The sequence below is a fragment of the Variovorax sp. 10N432 genome (assembly GCF_056394465.1).
In genome coordinates this window covers 17,698-34,998 of the sequence record NZ_JBFTHX010000011.1, presented here as the reverse complement: position 1 = coordinate 34,998, position 17,301 = coordinate 17,698, and the positions used below count along the sequence as shown (strand labels likewise).

The window sequence follows — 17,301 nt, the reverse complement described above, 5'->3', positions numbered from 1 at the left end:
GGAAACGGGGGGGAAGGCGGGAAGTTTAGCGACGCCGGCTCGGCCGCGCCGCGGCAAGGGCAAAGGCTATTTGCGCACCACCACCAGGCCTTTCAAGTACTCGCCTTCGGGGAACTCGATGGTCATCGGGTGGTCGGGCGCCGCGCCGAGGCGCTCGGTGATGTAGCCGTCGACCCCGGCGTCGATGCCGGCCGAGGCCACGATCTTGTGGAACAGGTCGGCGCCGATGCCGCCCGAACACGAGAAGGTCAGCAGGTGGCCGCCCGGCGCCAGCAGCTTGAAGGCCTGCCGGTTGAGGTCCTTGTAGGCGCGCGCGGCGCGTTCGGCGTGCGCCACCGTGGGGGCGAACTTCGGCGGGTCGAGCACGATCGCATCGAACTGCCGCCCCTCCTCGACGAAGCGGCGCAGGCTGGCGTTGACGTCGGCATCGAGGAATTCGCAACGGGCATCGTCGAAGCCATTCAGGGCCACGTGGGCCCGGGCGCGCTCCAGCGCCGGCAGCGAGGAATCGATCGAGACCAGCTCGGCGCCCTCGACCGCGCCCGCCGCCTTCAGGCCGGCCAGGGCGGCGACCGTGAAGCCGCCGGTGTAGCAGAAGCAGTTCAGCACGCGGCGAAAGCGCCGCCGCGCGGCCAGCTCGGCGAAGCGCTGGCGGCTGTCGCGCTGGTCGAGGTAGAAGCCGGTCTTGTGGCCGGTCGCGATGTCCAGGCCCAATTGCCAGTCGTGCTCGCGGATGCGCAATTCGGTCGGGCCGCTGCCGCGCAGCCAGCCGGTCTGCGGCTTCAGGCCCTCGCGCTCGCGGCCGCTGGCATCGGAGCGCTCGTAGAGCTTTTCGAGGCCGGTGGCGGCGAGCAGCGCGTCGGCCAGCGGCGCCTTCCAGCGCTCGACGCCGGCCGACAGGAACTGCGCCACCAGCGTGTCGCCATAGCGGTCGACGATCAGGCCCGGCAGGCCGTCGGCCTCGCCGTGGACCAGCCGCAGGCCGTCGCTCTGGAGGTCGAACAGCAGCCGGGCGCGGACCGCTTGCGCGACCCTCGCCGCCAGGAAGGCGGCATCGATGCGCTGCCCCTCGTCGAAGCTCCAGGCGCGGGCCCGGATCTTCGAATGCGGGCTGTACGCGGCCCAGGCCAGGAAACGGCCGTCCTCGGCCTCGATGCGGACGGTTTCGCCGGCATCGCCGCCGCCCTTGGCGATCGCGGATTCGAACACCCAGGGGTGGCGGCGCAGCAGCGAGCGCTCCTTGCCGGGACGCAGACGCAGAAGCTTCATGAATGACCGTTCTTGTTGCCGCGCCGCGAGCCGACGCCCGCAGGCGGCCCCTCGTCGCGCGCCTGGGCCCGGGGATGGGCGGCGTCGTAGGCCTTGGCCAGGTGCTGAAAATCCAGCCGGGTGTAGACCTGGGTGGTGGAAATGTTGGCGTGCCCCAGCAGTTCCTGCACTGCGCGCAAGTCGCTGCTGGATTGCAGCAGGTGGCTGGCGAAGGAGTGCCGCAGCATGTGCGGATGGACCGGCGCCGACAGGCCGGCCTTGAGGCTGCGCCCGCGCAGCTGCTTCCAGACCGAATGGGCCGAGCAGCGGGTGCCGTTGCGGCCGATGAACAATGCCGCCGCGTTGCCGGGGTCGCGCAGCCGTGCGGCCTCCAGCGCCGCACAGTCGCCGCGCACGGCCAGCCAGGCGGCCAGCGCCTCGAGCGCCTTGCTGCCGACCGGCACCAGGCGGCGCTTGCTGCCCTTGCCGAGCACGTTGGCCTCGGCGGCATCGAGGTCGATCCAGCCCCGCGCCGTGCCGCTCGGCTGCACGTCCAGCCCGATCAGTTCGCCGACCCGCAGGCCGCAGCCATAGAGCAACTCGACGATCGCGCGGTCGCGCGCCTCGTCCCAGGGGTCGGCCTCTGCGTCGTGCAGTTCGGCCAGCCGCACCGCGTCGTCGACCGCCAGCGCCTTGGGCAGCGGACGCGCCGCCTTCGGCGCATGGACGTCCTGGACCGGGTTGGCACCGATCAGCCCCTCGTTGCCCAGCCAGCGGTAGAAGCTGCGCCAGCACGAGAGCACCAGCGCGATGCCGCGCGACTCGCGGCCGGCGCCATGCAGCTGGGCCATCCAGCGGCGCACGTGGGCGGTCTGGACCTGGTCGAGCGCCAGCCCGGCGGCGGCGGCGTTCTGCGCCAGCGCCGCGAGGTGGATGGCATACAGCTCGACCGTGCGCGCCGCCAGCCGGCGCTCGACCCGCACGTGCTCGAGGTACTTCTCGATCGCAGCCGGCATCGCGGCCAGCGCCGCTTCAGTGGAGGTAGCCATTGAACGCATTGTTCACGATCGCCAGCGGCTCGCGCAACGCGCCCTTGAAGGCCATGCCCCAGGTCTGCCAGCAGCTGCTCGGCGCGGCGGCGAACTGGACATCGAACTGGCGGTCGAAGCCGCCGGCGTGCACCAGCCGCTCCGCCCGCCAGAGGTGATAGGGCTCGGTGACGATGACCACGCTGTGGATGCCGGCGGCCTGCAGAACGGCGCGCGACAGCGCCAGGTTCTCGCGCGTCGACTGCGAGCCGTCCTCCAGCAGCGCGCTTCCGGCATAGCCCACGCTGCGCGCATGCCGCGCCATCACCTCGGCTTCGATGCGACCGTCCTCGTGATCGACGCCGCCCGAGAACACCAGTTGGCGGACCGCCCCGGCCTTGGCGAGCGCGACGCCGGCGTCGACCCGGCCGGTCATGCAGGGGTTCGGCCGGCCGTCCTTGTAGGCCCGGTTGCCGAGCACCAGCGCCGCATCGGCGGGACGCGCCGGGGGATCGGCGAGGCGGGTGAGCGCATGGCGCCACACCATCAAGTAAATCGCCGCATAGCCCCCCAGGAGGATCGCCAGCACGCCCCAGGCGGCGCGCCGCAGGGTCCGGTTCAAGGGCGCAGCCGCGACAGCGCGCCCGAGGCAAGCTCGGCGATGCGCTCCAGGAAATCGGTGCCCATCTCGGCGTTGAAGCGCTGGGCGTCCGGCGAGGCCAGCACCAGCAGGCCGAAGGCCGGGGCCTCGGGCTCGGCCCGCAGCGGGATCAGGGCGATCGACACCGCGGCCTGCGGCTCGGCCAGCCAACCGGCCGCCTCGAAGCCGGAGTTCAGGCCGCAATAGGGGGCGGTCAGCGAGGTGGCGAGCGCCTTGACGTCGTCGCTGACCCACTGGGCGTAGGCCTCGTCCCGGTAGGCGCTGTCGCAATCCCAGACCTTGATGGCCGTCTGCGGCACCAGGAAAAGCGACTGCAGCTGGCCGGCGATCTGCCCCGGCAGCCCGCGCGGGTCGCGCGTGGTGAGCAGGCCGCGGGTCCAGCGCTGCAGGCGGTCGGCCGTGACCACGTTCTCGGTGCCGTGGCGCACCATGTCCATGACGCGATGCTCGAGCGCCTTGATCTTCTCGCGCAGCATCTCGGCCTGGCGCTCCTGCAGGCTGACGGCACGGTTGCCGTGCGGGCTGGTCAACTGGACCTGGCCGAGCAGCTGGGCATGGCGCTCGAAGAAATCGGGCGTGTTCGCCAGGTAGTTGGCAATGTCGTCTTCGGTGATCGGGTTCATGGCGTTGGCGTTGAAATTGTTCATGACGGGTCCGGCACCTCGATGTCGCCCTCGAAGACGGTGAGCGCGGGGCCGGTCATCAGCACCGGGGCACCCTCGCCGGCCCATTCGATGGTGAGCAGTCCGCCGCGGGTCTGGACATCGACCCTCGCGTCGAGCAGGCCGAGCCGGATGCCCGCGACCACCGCGGCGCAGGCGCCGGTGCCGCAGGCCAGGGTCTCGCCGGCGCCGCGCTCGAAGACCCGCAGCCGCACGTGGGCGCGGTCGACCACCTGCATGAAGCCGGCATTGACGCGTTGCGGGAAGCGCGGGTGGTGCTCGATCAGCGGGCCCTGCACCCCGACCGGTGCGGTGTCGACGTCGGCGACGATCTGCACCGCGTGCGGGTTGCCCATCGACAGCACGGCGACGGCCACGATCGCGCTGCCCGCATGGGTGCCGAGCGCCAGGTGCCAGGTGTGCCATCCGCCTTCGGGCTGCGGGTCGAGCCCTGCGGGATCGAAGGGCACCCGGGCCAGGTCGAAGACCGGGGCGCCCATGTCGACCGTGACCCGGCCGTCGGCCCCCATCCGCGGCTCGATCACGCCCGACAGCGTCTGCACCCGCACCGCGTCCTTGGCCGTCAGTTGGCGCTCGCGCACGAAGCGCATGAAGCAGCGCGCGCCGTTGCCGCATTGCTCGACCTCGCCGCCGTCGGCGTTGTGGATCACGTACTGGAAATCGATGCCCGGCGCCGGCGACGGCCGCACCGAGAGGATCTGGTCGGCGCCGACGCCGAAATGGCGGTCGGCCAGGAAGCGGTACTGCGCGGCGTCGAGGCCGAGCGTGCCGCGGGTTTCGTCCAGCACGACGAAGTCGTTGCCGGCGCCCTGCATCTTGGTGAAGCGGATTCGCATCCCGGGATTATCGGCTGACCATCCCGCCGGCCCCGGGCCGGACTTCAGAACTTGCGGTTGTAGGTGAAGATCAGGCCGGCGGTGCCGAGGGTCCCGATCTGCACCGCATCCGCCTTCGTGAACTTGTAGCCGATCGCGGGGATGATGCCGAGGCCGAAGCCGTCATGGTTGAAGGGCACCTTGTCCTTGTACTGGCCCACGTAGCCGTAGATGATGCCGCCCGACAGCTTGAAGTACAGCGACGGATTGCCGAACAGGTTGTCCCAGCGATAGCCGTAGTAGGCATACGCGGACGCCTGGCCGAAGGAATTCTGGAACGCCGACAGGCCCCACATCCAGCCGTCGGGCCGGTTGCGCTCGAGGCCCAGCAGGTACACGTGCGTGTGTTCGTCCTCGTTGCTGAAGTGAACCGCGAAAGGGCCGACGACCAGCTCCCACCATGGTTCTTTACTGAACGAATCCTGAACATCCGACGGCTGGCCGAAGGCCGTGTGCGATGCCAGGGAAATCAATGCGATGCCAAGGAGCGAGCCAGTCCGAAATTTCATGTGGGCCGGATTCTGCCCGGAAGATCATTCGAATTCCACCTTTCGTGCTACAGCCCAATCTGAAAGAACCTGTATCGCATCGTCGGCCATCCGCTGCTGGGCCGGTGGCTGGCGTCGCTCCAGCGGCGCGCCGGCCTCGGCGCGCAGCGCCTCGACGTCGATCGGATGGCGGGCCGCCACCGGCACGCCCTCGAAGGCCGCGCCCGATTGCGCCAGCGAGGCGGCGTAGTAGAGCTGGCCGATGCCGGCGATCCGCATCGCCGCGACGCACAGGGCGCAGGGCTCGCACGAGGTGTAGAGCTCGCAGCCGCCGAGGTCGACGGTCTTCAGGTTGCGGCAGGCGTCGCGAATCGCCTCGATCTCGCCGTGCGAGGTCGGGTCGAAATGCGCCACCGAGTGGTTGAAGCCCTCGCCGACGACCACGCCGTCCTTCACCACCAGCGCCGCGAACGGCTCGGTGCCGGGCGTCGTCAAGGCCTGGGCCGACAACGCGATGGCGCGCTTCATGAATTCTTCCTGGTACATCGTGTTTTCTCCGTGGGGATGTCAGATCAACGAGCCGTTGCGCGCGCAGATGCGCCCGCCGGCCACGACCAGCCGGCGCGGCGGCCGCGCCACGATCGCCTCGGCCACGGTCTGCGCATCGACCAGCACCAGGTCGGCCCGGTCGCCCGGTGCCAGGCCATAGGCCTCGAAGCCGCAGCCGCGCGCACCGGCATGGGTGACGCAGTCGAGCGCGACATCGAGTTCGTCGTCGCGGCGCAGGTTGTAGCGCAGGCCGATCAGCATCGCGCGCTCGAGCATGTCGGGGTTGCCGTAGGGCGACCAGGTGTCGCGGATGCCGTCGTTGCCGCCCAGCACCGTGAGGCCGGCCTGGCGGCAGGCCAGCAAGGGCGGCACGCTGCGCGACGGCGGCGCGCTGGTGATCAGCACCATGCCGAGCTGCGCCATGCGCGCGATCAGCGGGTCGCGCTCGGCCGGCGGCAGGTCGCCGAGGCAGAAGCCGTGGCTGATCGCCACCTTGCCCTGCATGCCGAGCGCGGCGATGCGGTCCATGATCAGCCCGAGCGAGAAGGCGCCCATCGCTCCCGGTTCGTGCAAGTGGATGTCGAGGCCGCAGCCGCGGCGTTCGGCGATGCCGAAGAGCGTGTCGAGCGAGCGCACCGGGTCGCCGTCGATCGCGCAGGGATCGAGCCCGCCGAGCAGGTCGGCGCCCGCGCCCATCGCCTGCTCGAGCAGCGCCGCGGTGCCGGGCCGCTGCAGCAGGCCGGACTGCGGGAAGGCCACGATCTGGATCTGCTGCAGGGCCTGCATGGCCTCGCGCGTGCGCACCACGCCCTCCAGATGGCGCAGCCCGGCCTGGGTGTCGATGTCGACATGGGTGCGCAGGCGGGTCGTGCCGCGGACCAGGAAGGCCCGGGCCAGCGCCAGCGACTGGCCCGCCGCATCGTGGCCGCTGGCCTGGCGGAAGGCGCGTTCGTTGTCGATCTTGTCGACCAGCCGGGTGCCGACTTCGTTGCGGTACCAGGCCATGCCCCAGAGGGTCTTGTCGAGATGGGTGTGGCCCTCGACCAGGCCGGGCAGCAGCAAGGCGCCGCCGCCGTCCTCGATGTCGACCGGCCCCTGCGGCGCCTCCAGGGCGCTGCCGATCGCCGCGATCCGGCCGTCGCGCAGCAGCAGGTCGACCGGCGCCCGGCCCAGCGGGCGCACGTTGCGGATGAGGAGGGCATCGGGCGGGGACATGGCCCTCAAACCCAGCCGGCGCGCCGGAAGCGGTAGTACAGATAACCGGATATCGCCGCGATCAGCAGCAGCGCCAGCGGATAGCCGAAGCGCCATTGCAGCTCGGGCATGTGCTGGAAGTTCATGCCCCAGATGCCCGCGAACGCGGTGCAGACCGCGAAGATCGCCGCCCAGGCGGCCAGCCGCTTGGTGACCTCGCCATCCTCGATCGTGACCATGGACAGGTTGACGCTGATCGCCGTGCCGATGGTGTCGCGGCTGGCATCGACCGAGGCGTTGATGCGGCCCAGGTGGTCGACCACATCGCGGAAATACTCCTGCGAGCCGGCGCAGAGCTGCGGCACCCGGCCGCCGTGCAGCTTGCCGACGCCTTCCAGCAGCGGCGCGACCGCGTGCTTGAGCACCGTCAGCCGCCGCTTCAATGCGTAGAGCCGCTCGATGCTCTCGCGCGCCGAGCCCTTGGTGAAGATCCGCAGCTCGATCTTCTCGAGCTCGACCTCGAGCGCGTCGATCACCGGGAAGTAGCGGTCGACCACCGCATCCATGAGCGCGTACAGCACGAAGCCAGGCCCCTGCCGCAGCAAGTCGGGCTCGCGCTCGCAGCGCTGGCGGACTTCGACGAAGCCGTGCTCGCTGCGGTTGCGCACCGAGACCACGTAGTTGCGGCCGACGAAGACATCGACCTCGCCAACGCCGAGCTCGCCCTGGTCGAGCCCATCGGGCTCCAGCAGGTGCATCACCGCGAACAGCGAATCGGCGTACTCCTCGACCTTGGGCCGCTGGTGGCCATGCTGGGCGTCCTCGACCGCCAGCGGATGGAGGTCGAATTCCTGCTGCAGCTCGGCCAGCTCCTCGGCCGTGGCTTCGTGCAGCGCCACCCACACGAAGCAGCCCGGCCGCGACAGGTAGTCGCTGATCTCGGAAACCGGAATGTCGGCGAGCTTGGAACCGTCCTGGTAGACGACGCAGTTGATGAGCATGGCGGGGGGCCCGGGCGATGGAGACGGATGATCTTGCCACGCGCAGCGCGGCGGCGAGAAAGGCTCAGGCGCGCGGCGGCCGCTCGTCGAGCCGCTGCAGCAAGGTGCCGATGAGGTCGATCGGCAGCGGGAACACGATGGTCGAGTTCTTGTCGGCGCCGATCACCGTGAGCGTCTCCAGGTAGCGCAGCTGCAGGGCCTGCGGATGCCGGCCCAGGATCTCGGCCGCCTCGGCCAGCTTGACCGAGGCCTGCAGTTCGCCCTCGGCGTGGATCACCTTGGCGCGCCGCTCGCGCTCCGCCTCGGCCTGGCGAGCGATCGCGCGCACCATGTTCTCGTTGAGGTCGACATGCTTGATCTCGACATTGGTCACCTTGATGCCCCAGAGGTCGGTCTGAGCCGCGAGGATCTTCTGGATGTCGAGATTGAGCCGCTCGCGCTCGGCCAGCAGGTCGTCGAGCTCGTGCTTGCCGAGCACCGCGCGCAGCGTGGTCTGGGCCAGCTGGCTGGTGGCCTCGAAGTACTTCTCGACCTGGATCACCGCCTTCTCGGGGTCGACGACGCGGAAATAGAGCACCGCGTTGACCTTCACCGACACGTTGTCGCGCGTGATCACGTCCTGGCTCGGCACGTCGAGCACCATCACGCGCAGGCCGACCCGCACCATCTGCTGCAGGCCGGGGACCAGGATCACCAGGCCCGGCCCCTTGACCTTCCAGAAGCGCCCGAGCTGGAACACCACGCCGCGCTCGTACTCGCGCAGGATGCGCAGCGAGGCCGCTGCGAGCATCGCCACCAGCAGGACGAACAGCGCCAGCAGCACCATGTTGAAGTTGAAGAACATGTCTCATCAAGCCCGCCACGGGCCCTCCGTGTTGTCCTCCGCCACCTGCAAGGCCAGCCCCTGCACGCGCATCACGCGGATGCGGCGGCCCGCGCGCAGGCCCTGCGCGCCGCGCACCTTCCAGTAGTCGCCCTGAATCTGCGCCCAGCCCTCGCCGTCGGCGAATTCGACCAGCTCGCCGGTGGCCCCGACCAAGGTCGAGACCCCGAGCACCGGCGGCCGCCGCCGGCTCCTGGCGGCAGCACCCGCGACCACCACGACGAAGCCGGCCGAGACCACCGCCAGCGCGCCGACCAGCCACAGCGGGACACCGAAGCCGGGTGCCTCGTTGTCGATCAGCAGCACGGCGCCGATACAGAAGGCGGCGATGCCGCCGACCCCGAGGGCACCGAAAGTCGGCAGGAAGGCCTCGGCGATCAGGAAGGCCACGCCGAGGAAGATCAGCCCCAGCCCGGCGTAGTTGACCGGCAGCATCTGCAGCCCGAAAAGCGCCAGCAGCAGGCTGATCGCCCCGACCACGCCCGGCAGCACGAAGCCCGGGTTCGAGAACTCGAACAGCAGGCCGTAGATGCCCAGCATCATCAGCACCAGCGCCAGGCTCGGCTCGGTGATCACCGACAGCACCCGGCTGCGCCAGTCGGCTTCGAACACCAGCACCTGGGCCTGCCGCGTCGACAACCGCAGCGTCCCCTGCGCCGTGCGCACCTCGCGGCCGTCGACCTGGCGCAGCAGGTCGGCCACATCCTGCGCGATCAGCGTGATGACGTTCTTCTGCAATGCTTCGGCCGCCGACAGGCTGGCCGACTCGCGCACCGCCAGCTCGCCCCAGTCGGCGTTGCGCCCGCGCAGCTGCGCCAGGCTGCGCAGGTAGGCCGAGGCGTCGGCCAGCCGCTTGGCGGCCATCGTGTCCGGCACGGCCGGGGTCGGCGCCCCGATCGCCACCGGCGTCGCGGCGCCGAGGTTGCTGGCCGGCGCCATCGCGGCGATGTGGCTGGCGTAGAGGATGTAGGTGCCGGCGCTGGCGGCGCGGGCGCCGTCCGGCGCCACGAAGGTCGCCACCGGCACCGGGGAGGCCAGGATGTCCTTGACGATGTCGCGCATCGAGGCGTCGAGGCCGCCGGGCGTGTCGAGCTGGATCACGGCCAGCCGGGCCTGTTCGCGGACCGCCAGCCGGAGGCCGCGGCGCACGTGGTCGACTGCGGCCGGACCGATGGCGCCGTCGAGCTCCATCAGGACGACGGTGCCGGGCGAAGCGGGCGCGGGGGCAGCGGCAGGCACGGCTTGGGCGCCGGCCGCTCCCATCGCATGGGCGAGGAGGACCAGTCCCATCAGCCATGTGGTGGCGGACCGCATCCGATGATTCTAGGCACCGCCGCAAGGTGTGTCACATGACGCTCGTCGCACGCGGCGCCCGATCTCCCGATAATCGCGAGCCATGGTACGCCCCACCCAATATCTCCATCCCCAGCGCGAGCCGGCGCCGGTCCGCGCCGCCGCGACCGTGCTGCTGCTGCGCGACACGGCCGACGGCATCGAAGTGCTGATGACCCGGCGCTCCGCCAACGCCAGCTTCGCGCCCGGCGCCTATGTGTTCCCCGGCGGGCGCATCGACGAGGGCGACACCACCGCGCGCGCGATCGCGACGCGCCGCCGCACCCAGAGCCGGGTGCAGCTCACCCAGGCCATCGCGGCCATCCGCGAGAGCTTCGAGGAACTGGGCGTGCTGCTGGCGCATCACCCCGACGGCCGGCCCGTGAGCGCCGAGGAAGTCGCCGCGATGGACCGCGGCACCGCCAGCACCACGGTGGCTTTCGCCGACCAGTGCGTGGCGCGCGGCTTGCTGTTGTCGACCGACAAGGTGTTCACCTTCGCCCACTGGATCACCGACCGCGACCTGCCCAAGCGCTTCGACGTCCCCTTCCTGGTGGCGCGCATGCCCGAGGGCCAGACGCCGACCGCCGACGAGACCGAGCAGTTCGAACCCTGCTGGGTGCGCCCGGCCGACGCGCTGGCGCGCCATGCGGCCGGCGGCTTCTTCATGATCTTTCCGACCGTGCGCACACTCGAGCGCATGGTCGCCTACCCGACGGTCGACGCGGTGCTCGACGCCTGCGCCAACCGCGCCGCCGGCGAAGGCCCGATCTGGACCAGCTGCCCGCGCGCCGGCTGGCTGGCCGGGCAGGAAGCCCGCTACATGGAGACCGAGTCGGCCTTCGGCGAACTGGCGCTGGTCAGCCCCGACGGCCAGATCGTCCACACGCTCGACTGGCAGAGCACGCAGGCGGTGCCGCTCTTGAAGAACGTGCAGCGCCTGACCGCGCCGAACCCGGGCGCCATGACCGGCCCCGGCACCAACAGCTACATCGTCGGCGACGCCGACAGCGGCTACATCGTGATCGATCCGGGTCCGAACGACTTCGACCACATCGGCCGGCTGTGGCGCGCGACCCAGGGCGACATCCGGATGATCGTCTGCACCCATTCGCATGCCGACCATTCGCCCGGGGCCCTGCCGCTGCAGAAGCTGTGCAAGACGAGCCCGCCGATCCTCGGCCTGGCCTCGGCGCCGACGGCCCGCTCCACCGCCCGCTTCACGCCCGACCGGGTGCTGCAGGACGGCGAGCGCCTGGTCCTGACCACGCCGGCCATCAGCGACAGCGGCGAGACGCGGGTGCCGCTGCACACGCTGCGCGTGATCCACACGCCGGGCCATGCGGCCAACCACCTGTGCCTGGTGCTCGAAGAAGACGGACTGCTGTTCTCGGGCGACCACATCCTCAACGGCAGCACCACCGTGGTCGATCCACCGGACGGCAACATGAACGCCTACCTCGACTCGCTCGACAAGCTCGACGCGGCCTGCGCCGACGGCGGGATCGGCTTCATCCTGCCGGCCCACGGCTACGTGCTGGGCGAGGCCCGCGCCGCCATCGCCCACCTGAAGGCGCACCGCCTGAAGCGCGAGGCCAAGATCGCCGCGGCGATGCGCCAGTTGCCCGAGGGCACGCCCGAGCAGTGGCTGCCGCTGGCCTACGACGACGTGCCCGAGCGCATGTGGCCGGTGGCGGCGCGCTCGCTGGCGGCGCATGTCGAGCGCATCCAGCAGATGGCCAAGCCATGAAGGACGCCGACGACGAAGGGATCCGGCTCGCCAAGCGGGTCGCGGCGCTGGCCGGCTGCTCGCGGCGCGAGGCCGAGTTGCTGATCGAGAACGGCGCGGTGCGGGTCGACGGCCAGCCGGCGCTGGTGCCGCAGGCGCGGGTGCATGCGCACCAGCAGGTCGAGATCGAATCCGGCGCCCGGCCCGAGCCGGTGGTGCCGGTCACGCTGCTGCTGCACAAGCCCGCCGGCATGGCGACCGAGACGGCGCACCGGCTGCTGGTGGCGGCCAACCACCACGAACCCGAACGCGCCGGCCTGCGCTTCCTGCCGCGCCACGTGGCGGCCCAGCGCTGCATGACGCCGCTGGAGACCGGCGCCAGCGGGCTGGTGGTGTTCACGCAGGAGTTCCGGGTCGAGCGCAAGCTGCAGGAAGACGCCGGCATCATCGAGCACGAGGTGATGGTGGACGTCGCCGGCCCGGTCGGTCCCGAGACGCTGGCCCGCCTGGAGCGTTCGCCGGCGCGCGTCAGCATCGGCCAGCAGGCCGAGGGCCACACCGGCCTGCGCTTCGCGCTGAAGGGCGCGCGTCCGGGCCAGATTGCCCACATCTGCGACGACGCCGGGCTGCAGATCCTGGCGATGAAGCGCATCCGCATCGGGCGGGTGCCGTTGTCGGGGCTGTTGCCGGGGCAGTGGCGTTACCTGACGCCGAACGAACGCTTCTGAGACCTTGCGGGACGGACCAAGAAACTGCGCAGCAGTTTTTGCTCTGTCCTCAACTGATCAGAAAAAGTGTGGAGCACGCCTGTAAGCCGGATTCTGTGCACTGAGGACTCTTGCGAGCCCCCAGCGTGACCGCCATTACTCTGGGCCGTTTGTCGCCAAACGGCTCGATGCCACCTACCCGCCAGCTCTGCGGAACCACATCGACGCTGGCCTACTTGGTGTTGCTGCGCGCAGAGATTGCCCGTTTCACCCGGCCGGGGTTGCCCCTGGCCGACTCGTCTCTGTTGCTCTGATCCTCACCTCGCGGTGGGGAGCCGTTAGCTCCTGCGCTGTCCTGTGCAGTCCGGACGTTCCTCCAGTGCGCTCTTTCGAGACTTGCACCAGCGGCGGTCCGGCGTGCTCCACCCGCGGATTATCGCCACAATGGCGCTCCTCCCCTTTTTCCGACCCCGGGGCCCGGCCCCAAGGAGACCGAATGAAAGCCGACACCATCCTGCAAACCATCGGCGGCACGCCGCATGTCCGCATCCAGCGCCTCTTCGGCCACGCCACGCAGAAGGTCTGGATCAAGTGCGAGCGCGCCAACCCCGGCGGCTCGATCAAGGACCGCATCGCGCTGTCGATGGTCGAGGACGCCGAGCGCTCGGGCGCGCTGAAGCCTGGCGGCACCATCGTCGAGCCGACCTCCGGCAACACCGGCATCGGCCTCGCGATGGTGGCGGCGGTCAAGGGCTACAAGCTGATCCTCGTGATGCCCGACAGCATGTCGGTCGAGCGGCGGCGGCTGATGCTGGCCTACGGCGCCAGCTTCGACCTGACGCCGCGCGAGAAGGGCATGAAGGGCTCGATCGCGCGCGCCGAGGAAATCGTCGCCGGAACCCCCGGCGCCTGGATGCCGCAGCAGTTCAACAACCCGGCCAACATCGAGGTCCACGAACGCACCACGGCCGAGGAGATCGCGGCCGACTTCCCCGATGGCATCGACGTGCTGATCACCGGCGTGGGCACTGGCGGCCACATCACGGGCTGCGCCCGCGTGCTCAAGAAGAAGTGGCCGAAGCTGCAGGTCTTCGCGGTCGAGCCGGTGGCCTCGCCGGTGATCTCCGGCGGCCAGCCCTCGCCGCACCCGATCCAGGGCATCGGCGCCGGCTTCATCCCGAAGAACCTCGACACCGCCCTGCTCGACGGCGTGCTGCAGGTCGACGCCGAGCCGGCGCGCGAAATGGCGCGCCGCTGTGCGCGCGAGGAAGGCATGCTGGTCGGCATCTCGTCGGGCGCGACCCTGGCCGCGATCGCGCAGAAACTGCCCTCGCTGCCGGCCGATGCGGTGGTGCTGGGGTTCAACTACGACACCGGTGAGCGCTACCTGTCGGTGGATGGGTTTTTGCCTGGGTGAGACCTTGCGGGACAGAGTGAGACTTTGCGGGACAGACCAAGATACCGCGCAGCGGTTTTTGCTCTGTCCTCAACTGACTAGATGCGCCGCCCTAGATGCAGCCGCCCGTCAATCCTTGACCCAGATCCGCTTCAGCCGCTGCCCACGCGGACTTCGATAGCGGTCGAAGTCCTTGCGATCCACCGTCAGCACGTTGTAGATGCCGGTCCGATCGGCGGCGAAGACCAGCGCCACGTCCGCCAGGTCGGCGTAGCGCTCGGTGAAGTCGGYGATCTCGGACAGGTCGGCCGGGTCGCTTGCCAGCACGGTCAGCCGACCGGCGGCGGCCCAGCGCAGCAGGTGGAGCCACGCGCGATCGTCGAGCAGGTGACCGGCCTCGGTCAGCACTTCCCAGACCGTGTAGAGACGCCTGCCGGACAGCTGCTGCAGCATCGCGACGGCGCCCGCATGGTGGGCGTCGCCGTCGTTGAAAAGCGCGACCAGGAAGCCGGTGTCAGCGAGCGTATCCGTGCTTTTCACGCAGCCGCTCCAGGATCGCGCGCTTGGCCGGATTCGCCACCTGCCCGGGCTGCCGCAGGCCGCCGCCCTGGCCGATGTACATCGCGTCGATCTCGCTCGCCGCACGGTCGATCGGCATCACCTTGGCCGCATAGGCGGCGATGCTGCGGCGGATGAATTCCGATTTGCTGATGCGCAGGGCCTCGGCGGCGCGCTCGAGCAGCACCTCGTCTTCCGCCGGCAATCGAATCGACAGGGTCATGGATCGTCTCCGTAATACAAAATTGTAATACACTCGCGGGGTCACAGCCCTTGCCCGATCGATACGGGCCTCCAGCCATGATCCGCATCTCCGAAATCAAGCTCCCCCTCGCCCACGACGCGGCGGCCCTGCCCCAGGCCATCGCCTCCACCCTCGGCATCGGTGCCGACGCCATGGCCGGCCACACGGTCTTCAAGCGCAGCTTCGACGCCCGAAAGGCCGAACTGCTGCAGGTCTACATCGTCGACGTGGCGATCTCCGATCCGGCGCTCGAAGCCCGCCTGCTGGCGAAGTTCGCCGAAAACCCGCGCATCGGCGCGACACCCGACATGTCCTGGCAGGCACCGGTCGAGGCGCCCGCCGCGCTGTCGCTGCGTCCGGTGGTGGTCGGCTTCGGCCCCTGCGGCATCTTCTGCGCCCTGATGCTGGCCCAGATGGGCTTCAAGCCGATCGTGCTGGAGCGCGGCAAGACCGTGCGCCAGCGCACCCGGGACACCTGGGGCCTGTGGCGCAAGAGCGTGTTGAACCCGGAGTCGAACGTGCAGTTCGGCGAAGGCGGCGCCGGCACCTTCTCCGACGGCAAGCTCTACAGCCAGATCAAGGACCCGCGCTTCCTCGGCCGCAAGGTGATGGAGGAGTTCGTCAAGGCCGGCGCGCCGCCCGAGATCCTCTACGTCGCGCACCCGCACATCGGCACCTTCAAGCTGGTCAAGGTGGTCGAGAACATGCGCGAGCAGATCGTCCGGCTCGGCGGCGAGATCCGCTTCGAGCAGCGCGTGACCGACGTGCTGCTCGAGGACGGCCCGGATGGCGGCAAGACGCTGCGCGGCCTGGTCGTGCGCGACCAGCAGACCGGCAAGATCGAAGAGCTGCGCGCCGACCACGTGGTGATGGCGCTCGGCCACAGCTCGCGCGACAGCTTCGAGATGCTGCACTCGCGCGGCGTCCACATCGAGGCCAAGCCTTTCTCGATCGGATTCCGGGTCGAGCATCCGCAGGGCCTGATCGACCGCGCCCGCTGGGGCCGGCATGCCGGCCATCCGCTGCTCGGCGCCGCCGACTACAAGCTGGTGCACCACGCGAGCAACGGCCGCTCGGTCTACAGCTTCTGCATGTGCCCGGGCGGCACCGTGGTGGCCGCCACCAGCGAGCCGGGCCGGGTCGTGACCAACGGCATGAGCCAGTACTCGCGCAACGAGCGCAACGCCAACGCGGGGATCGTGGTGGGGATCGAGCCGCGCGACTTCCCGGGCTGGGAAGACGGCCGCACCGGCCCGGCGCTGGCCGGCATCGAACTGCAGCGCTCGCTGGAATCGAATGCCTTCGTGCTCGGCGGCGGCGACTACCGCGCGCCGGGCCAGCTGGTCGGCGACTTCATCGCCGGCCGGCCCTCGACCGCACTCGGCAGTGTCGAGCCGTCGTACAAGCCGGGCGTCACGCCCGGCGATCTGCACGCCGCGCTGCCGGCCTATGCGATCGAAGCCATGCGGGAGGCCTTCCCGGCCTTCGGCCGCAAGATCAAGGGCTTCGACCTGCACGACGCGGTGCTGACCGGCGTCGAGACCCGCACTTCGTCGCCGATCCGCATGACCCGCGGCGAGGACTTCCAGAGCCTCAACGTGCGCGGCCTGTACCCGGCCGGCGAAGGCGCGAGCTATGCGGGCGGGATTCTCTCGGCGGGGGTCGACGGCATCAAGGTCGCCGAAGCGGTCGCGCGCAGCATGGCCGCGCGCGCCGGCTGATCAACCCTGCGCGCCCTGCAGCGCCGCGATGCGCTGCTCGATCGGCGGGTGGGTGGCGAACAGGCTGCCGAGCTTGCCGGTGATGCCCATGGCCTCGACCGACTTCGGCAGCTCGCCGGGCGGCAGGCCGCCCAGGCGCGCCAGCGCATTGATCATCGGCTGCTTGCGGCCCATGAGCTGCGCGGCGCCGGCGTCGGCACGGTATTCGCGCTGGCGCGAGAACCAGGCCACCACGATGGCGGCGGCGAAGCCCAGCACGATGTCGAGCACGATGGTGGTCACGAAGTAGCCGATGCCCGGACCCGACGAGCGTTCGTCGTTGCGGCGCAGGAAGCTGTCGACCGCATAGCCGATCACGCGCGACAGGAACACGACGAAGGTGTTCATCACGCCCTGGATCAGGGTCATCGTGACCATGTCGCCGTTGGCGACGTGCGCCACCTCGTGACCGATCACGGCCTCGACCTCTTCGCGCGTCATGTTCTGCAGCAGGCCGGTCGACACCGCCACCAGCGCTGAGTTCTTGAAGGCGCCGGTGGCGAAGGCGTTCGGGTCGCCTTCGAAGATGCCGACCTCGGGCATGCCGATGCCGGCCTTGTCGGCGAAGTTGCGCACGGTCTGCACGATCCAGGCCTCGTCGGGCGACTGCGGGTCGTTGATGATCCGCACGCCGGCCGACCACTTGGCCATCGGCTTGCTGATCAGCAGCGAGATGATCGCGCCGCCGAAACCCATGATCAGGGCGAAGCCGAGCAGCGCCCCGAGGTTGAGCCCGTTGGCCGTGAGGAAGCGGTTGACGCCCAGCAGGCTGGCAACCACGCCCAGAACCGCGACCACCATCACGTTGGTCAGGACGAAAAGAAGGATGCGTTTCAAGTTGGATTCTCCGTGGGAAAACAGGGGTGTCCGCCTCTGGACATGAGGGTCGCGACCCGGCTTGCAAGGGTTCGGGCGCCATCATAGGAGGAACCGTGGGAAGCAAGATTAAGTCCCTCAGGGCTGAC

General features: G+C 70.0%; 18 protein-coding genes and 1 other RNA gene. 4 read left to right on the top strand and 15 right to left on the bottom strand.

The genetic code is table 11. The annotated features are described in order from the left end of the window. Nucleotides 1-66: 66 nt before the first annotated feature. From AC1DF3_RS15020 to AC1DF3_RS14970, 11 genes are all read right to left on the bottom strand, one after another. On the bottom strand, nucleotides 67-1,269 hold the full coding sequence (locus AC1DF3_RS15020; protein ID WP_478140048.1) for a class I SAM-dependent rRNA methyltransferase: 1,203 nt from the start codon (nucleotides 1,267-1,269) through the stop codon (nucleotides 67-69). Continuing rightward, nucleotides 1,266-2,297: a tyrosine recombinase XerC gene (locus tag AC1DF3_RS15015; protein ID WP_478140047.1), complete on the bottom strand. Its 1,032-nt coding sequence runs from the start codon at nucleotides 2,295-2,297 to the stop codon at nucleotides 1,266-1,268. Before AC1DF3_RS15015 ends, AC1DF3_RS15020 begins: the two co-directional genes overlap by 4 nt. Continuing rightward, the gene (locus AC1DF3_RS15010; RefSeq protein ID WP_478140046.1) at nucleotides 2,281-2,898 is read right to left on the bottom strand and encodes a YdcF family protein; all 618 of its coding nucleotides are present in this window, start codon (nucleotides 2,896-2,898) and stop codon (nucleotides 2,281-2,283) included. The genes AC1DF3_RS15015 and AC1DF3_RS15010 overlap by 17 nt, the downstream gene beginning before the upstream one ends. Further along, entirely contained in the window at nucleotides 2,895-3,584 is a 690-nt protein-coding gene (locus AC1DF3_RS15005; protein WP_286523886.1) for a DUF484 family protein, read from the bottom strand. The genes AC1DF3_RS15010 and AC1DF3_RS15005 overlap by 4 nt, the downstream gene beginning before the upstream one ends. After that, on the bottom strand, nucleotides 3,581-4,456 hold the full coding sequence (gene dapF, locus AC1DF3_RS15000; RefSeq protein WP_478140045.1) for a diaminopimelate epimerase: 876 nt from the start codon (nucleotides 4,454-4,456) through the stop codon (nucleotides 3,581-3,583). The genes AC1DF3_RS15005 and dapF overlap by 4 nt, the downstream gene beginning before the upstream one ends. A gap of 44 nt (nucleotides 4,457-4,500) precedes the next feature. Beyond that, nucleotides 4,501-5,004, bottom strand: a complete 504-nt coding sequence (locus AC1DF3_RS14995) for an ABC transporter ATP-binding protein (protein ID WP_478140044.1) — start codon at nucleotides 5,002-5,004, stop codon at nucleotides 4,501-4,503. A gap of 24 nt (nucleotides 5,005-5,028) precedes the next feature. Continuing rightward, entirely contained in the window at nucleotides 5,029-5,529 is a 501-nt protein-coding gene (locus AC1DF3_RS14990; RefSeq protein WP_478140043.1) for a nucleoside deaminase, read from the bottom strand. Between the two features lie 21 nt (nucleotides 5,530-5,550). Next, entirely contained in the window at nucleotides 5,551-6,747 is a 1,197-nt protein-coding gene (locus tag AC1DF3_RS14985) for an amidohydrolase family protein (RefSeq protein WP_478140042.1), read from the bottom strand. Nucleotides 6,748-6,752: 5 nt separating this feature from the next. After that, on the bottom strand, nucleotides 6,753-7,727 hold the full coding sequence (gene corA, locus AC1DF3_RS14980; protein ID WP_478140041.1) for a magnesium/cobalt transporter CorA: 975 nt from the start codon (nucleotides 7,725-7,727) through the stop codon (nucleotides 6,753-6,755). A 64-nt stretch (nucleotides 7,728-7,791) separates the two neighbouring features. Then, nucleotides 7,792-8,571, bottom strand: a complete 780-nt coding sequence (locus tag AC1DF3_RS14975; RefSeq protein ID WP_478140040.1) for a slipin family protein — start codon at nucleotides 8,569-8,571, stop codon at nucleotides 7,792-7,794. 6 nt (nucleotides 8,572-8,577) lie between these two features. Next, nucleotides 8,578-9,924, bottom strand: a complete 1,347-nt coding sequence (locus AC1DF3_RS14970; protein ID WP_478140039.1) for an NfeD family protein — start codon at nucleotides 9,922-9,924, stop codon at nucleotides 8,578-8,580. Nucleotides 9,925-10,006: 82 nt separating this feature from the next. Here AC1DF3_RS14970 and AC1DF3_RS14965 point away from each other — a divergent pair, with 82 nt between their 5' ends. Further along, nucleotides 10,007-11,692, top strand: coding sequence for an MBL fold metallo-hydrolase (locus AC1DF3_RS14965; RefSeq protein ID WP_478140038.1), 1,686 nt, complete (start codon nucleotides 10,007-10,009; stop codon nucleotides 11,690-11,692). Continuing rightward, nucleotides 11,689-12,399: an RNA pseudouridine synthase gene (locus AC1DF3_RS14960; RefSeq protein WP_478140037.1), complete on the top strand. Its 711-nt coding sequence runs from the start codon at nucleotides 11,689-11,691 to the stop codon at nucleotides 12,397-12,399. Before AC1DF3_RS14965 ends, AC1DF3_RS14960 begins: the two co-directional genes overlap by 4 nt. A 66-nt stretch (nucleotides 12,400-12,465) precedes the next feature. On the opposite strand, the gene rnpB is transcribed toward AC1DF3_RS14960, so the two are convergent. Then, an RNA gene (gene rnpB / locus AC1DF3_RS14955) (RNase P RNA component class A) lies at nucleotides 12,466-12,802 on the bottom strand. Nucleotides 12,803-12,874: 72 nt separating this feature from the next. Between rnpB and cysK the strand changes: the two genes are divergently transcribed. Continuing rightward, nucleotides 12,875-13,795, top strand: coding sequence for a cysteine synthase A (gene cysK / locus AC1DF3_RS14950; protein WP_478140036.1), 921 nt, complete (start codon nucleotides 12,875-12,877; stop codon nucleotides 13,793-13,795). 108 nt (nucleotides 13,796-13,903) lie between these two features. Here cysK and AC1DF3_RS14945 read toward each other — a convergent pair whose 3' ends face one another. Further along, complete coding sequence (locus AC1DF3_RS14945; RefSeq protein WP_478140035.1) at nucleotides 13,904-14,314, bottom strand: type II toxin-antitoxin system VapC family toxin; 411 nt, start codon at nucleotides 14,312-14,314, stop codon at nucleotides 13,904-13,906. Next, nucleotides 14,289-14,555, bottom strand: a complete 267-nt coding sequence (locus tag AC1DF3_RS14940) for a ribbon-helix-helix protein, CopG family (RefSeq protein ID WP_286368833.1) — start codon at nucleotides 14,553-14,555, stop codon at nucleotides 14,289-14,291. Before AC1DF3_RS14940 ends, AC1DF3_RS14945 begins: the two co-directional genes overlap by 26 nt. Before the next feature lie 77 nt (nucleotides 14,556-14,632). On the opposite strand from AC1DF3_RS14940, the gene AC1DF3_RS14935 reads away from it, so the two are divergent. Then, on the top strand, nucleotides 14,633-16,297 hold the full coding sequence (locus tag AC1DF3_RS14935; protein ID WP_478140034.1) for an NAD(P)/FAD-dependent oxidoreductase: 1,665 nt from the start codon (nucleotides 14,633-14,635) through the stop codon (nucleotides 16,295-16,297). Here AC1DF3_RS14935 and htpX read toward each other — a convergent pair whose 3' ends face one another. Further along, nucleotides 16,298-17,173 carry a protease HtpX gene (htpX, locus tag AC1DF3_RS14930; RefSeq protein WP_286533987.1) on the bottom strand — a complete coding sequence of 292 codons (876 nt, stop codon included), beginning with the start codon at nucleotides 17,171-17,173 and terminating at the stop codon, nucleotides 16,298-16,300. It lies immediately after the preceding gene. Nucleotides 17,174-17,301: the final 128 nt, after the last annotated feature.

Excerpts from the sequence above, each read along its gene's own strand:
- AC1DF3_RS15020 (WP_478140048.1), bottom strand. The coding sequence starts at position 1,269 with ATGAAGCTTCTGCGTCTGCGTCCCGGCAAGGAGCGCTCGCTGCTGCGC.
- AC1DF3_RS15015 (WP_478140047.1), bottom strand. The coding sequence starts at position 2,297 with ATGGCTACCTCCACTGAAGCGGCGCTGGCCGCGATGCCGGCTGCGATC.
- AC1DF3_RS15005 (WP_286523886.1), bottom strand. The coding sequence starts at position 3,584 with ATGAACAATTTCAACGCCAACGCCATGAACCCGATCACCGAAGACGAC.
- dapF (WP_478140045.1), bottom strand. The coding sequence starts at position 4,456 with ATGCGAATCCGCTTCACCAAGATGCAGGGCGCCGGCAACGACTTCGTC.
- AC1DF3_RS14995 (WP_478140044.1), bottom strand. The coding sequence starts at position 5,004 with ATGAAATTTCGGACTGGCTCGCTCCTTGGCATCGCATTGATTTCCCTG.
- AC1DF3_RS14990 (WP_478140043.1), bottom strand. The coding sequence starts at position 5,529 with ATGTACCAGGAAGAATTCATGAAGCGCGCCATCGCGTTGTCGGCCCAG.
- AC1DF3_RS14985 (WP_478140042.1), bottom strand. The coding sequence starts at position 6,747 with ATGTCCCCGCCCGATGCCCTCCTCATCCGCAACGTGCGCCCGCTGGGC.
- corA (WP_478140041.1), bottom strand. The coding sequence starts at position 7,727 with ATGCTCATCAACTGCGTCGTCTACCAGGACGGTTCCAAGCTCGCCGAC.
- AC1DF3_RS14975 (WP_478140040.1), bottom strand. The coding sequence starts at position 8,571 with ATGTTCTTCAACTTCAACATGGTGCTGCTGGCGCTGTTCGTCCTGCTG.
- AC1DF3_RS14970 (WP_478140039.1), bottom strand. The coding sequence starts at position 9,924 with ATGCGGTCCGCCACCACATGGCTGATGGGACTGGTCCTCCTCGCCCAT.
- AC1DF3_RS14965 (WP_478140038.1), top strand. The coding sequence starts at position 10,007 with ATGGTACGCCCCACCCAATATCTCCATCCCCAGCGCGAGCCGGCGCCG.
- AC1DF3_RS14960 (WP_478140037.1), top strand. The coding sequence starts at position 11,689 with ATGAAGGACGCCGACGACGAAGGGATCCGGCTCGCCAAGCGGGTCGCG.
- cysK (WP_478140036.1), top strand. The coding sequence starts at position 12,875 with ATGAAAGCCGACACCATCCTGCAAACCATCGGCGGCACGCCGCATGTC.
- AC1DF3_RS14940 (WP_286368833.1), bottom strand. The coding sequence starts at position 14,555 with ATGACCCTGTCGATTCGATTGCCGGCGGAAGACGAGGTGCTGCTCGAG.
- AC1DF3_RS14935 (WP_478140034.1), top strand. The coding sequence starts at position 14,633 with ATGATCCGCATCTCCGAAATCAAGCTCCCCCTCGCCCACGACGCGGCG.